Source organism: Neisseria sp. P0016.S008 (assembly GCF_051957775.1).
Lineage (GTDB): Bacteria > Pseudomonadota > Gammaproteobacteria > Burkholderiales > Neisseriaceae > Neisseria > Neisseria flavescens_B.
This window is the reverse complement of record NZ_JBQCWB010000018.1, coordinates 1-1,879: the sequence shown is the minus strand read 5'-3', so window position 1 is coordinate 1,879 and position 1,879 is coordinate 1. Positions and strand designations below refer to the sequence as shown.

Genomic DNA, 1,879 nt, shown 5'->3' with positions numbered 1-1,879 from the left:
ATCTGACAGTTGCAGTTGGTCCATATGCGCAAGCCAATAAAGAAGCTGCAGTTGCTGTAGGTTCTAACGCTACTGCTGCTGAGTCTAACTCTATTGCCGTGGGTCAAACTGCTACTGCGGCTAACAATAACTCCATTTCTATCGGTACAAAAACAGCTTCTAGAGGCGATAATGCAATTGGTATCGGTGCTTATGCTGAATCAACTGCTGCACGTGGTACCGCTATTGGCGTATTGTCTCAAGCTAATGGCGAGGGCTCATTTGCCGGTGGTGCATCTGCTCAAGCAGTAGGTACTAACTCTGTGGCTATTGGTGGTGCGACAGATGGTACTCTGGGTAATAAAGCAGGTACTGCTGCTAAAGCCACTGGTAATAACTCTATTGCAGTAGGTTCTAAATCAAATGCCCAAAAAGCTGCCGACGTTGCAGTAGGTTATGGTGCGACAGCCAATGGTACTTCAACTGGTTCTGATGGTGACGGCGTGGTGAATAATGCCGGTTCTGCAATGGCGATTGGTACCGACTCTCAAGCAACCGGTATCGTAGCAACTGCCATCGGTCAACGTTCTCAAGCCCTGGCAAACGGCGCGGTAGCATTGGGTGGCGACGCTCAAGCTAAAAAAGGTTCTGCCGTAGCAATCGGTCGCGGTTCTGTAGCCGACGGTATTTCTGCTTCTGCATTCGGTCCTGCTGCTCAAGCAACAGGTAAATACTCAGTAGCTTTGGGCGTACAAAGCCAAGCCACTTCAGAACAAGCCATCGCATTGGGCCGTGGTGCTCAAGCCAATGGTGGTGAATATGCAACTGCTCTGGGTAACGGTGCTCAAGCAACAGCCAAAAACACTCTGGCTTTGGGTACTGAAGCTAAATCTACTATCGAAAACAGCGTAGCCCTGGGTAACGGTTCTACAACCAGCGCATTCTCACCTACTAACAGCGCTACCGTTGGCAAATACACTTACGGTGGTTTTGCAGGCGCAACCAGCGGCTTGGGTAACGGCGCAGTATTGTCTGTAGGCTCTGCAGGTAACGAACGTCAAATCCAAAACGTTGCCGCAGGTCGTATCTCTTCAACTTCTACCGATGCAATCAACGGCTCTCAATTGTACGCTGTTGCAAACCGCATCGAAAACCTGAATCCGTTTGTATTCTCAGGCCATAATGGTAGCGGTAGCTCACCAGCTGAAGGTACATACAAATACGATCCTAAATCAAATGCCAATAACACTCTGAAATTGATCGCCGGTAACGGTTTGACAATGACCTCAAACGGCTCTAACGAATATACCCTGAGCGTAATTGGTGGTGGTTCTACTGGTGCTACCGGTGCAACTGGTCCTAAAGGCGATACTGGTGCTACCGGTGCTAAAGGCGATACTGGTCCTAAAGGCGAAAAAGGCGATACCGGTGCAACTGGTCCTAAAGGCGAAAAAGGCGATACTGGTGCAACTGGTGCTAAAGGCGATACTGGTCCTGCTGGCGAAAACGGCAGCAACTACACTATTGAAGTTGAAGATGATGACGAAAACGGTACCCATACCATCATTATTACTGATCAAAATGAAGGCTCAGTGACTACTACCATCGTTAAAGACGGTAAAAACGGTAAAGATGGTAAAGACGGTGCTACTGGCGCTAAAGGTGACACTGGTGCAACTGGTGCTAAAGGTGACACTGGTGCTACTGGCGCTAAAGGCGACACTGGTGCTACTGGCGCTAAAGGTGACACTGGTGCAACTGGTGCTAAAGGCGATACTGGCGCTAAAGGCGATACTGGTGCTACTGGTGCTAAAGGCGATACTGGTGCTACTGGCGCTAAAGGTGACACTGGTGCTACTGGCGCTAAAGGCGACAAAGGTGATACCGGTGCTACTGGCGC

General features: G+C 49.7%; 1 pseudogene. It reads left to right on the top strand.

Annotation, left to right across the window (positions count from 1 at the left end):
* A pseudogene (locus ACTHS8_RS10765) lies at window positions 1-1,879 on the top strand (hypothetical protein); the annotation flags it as partial.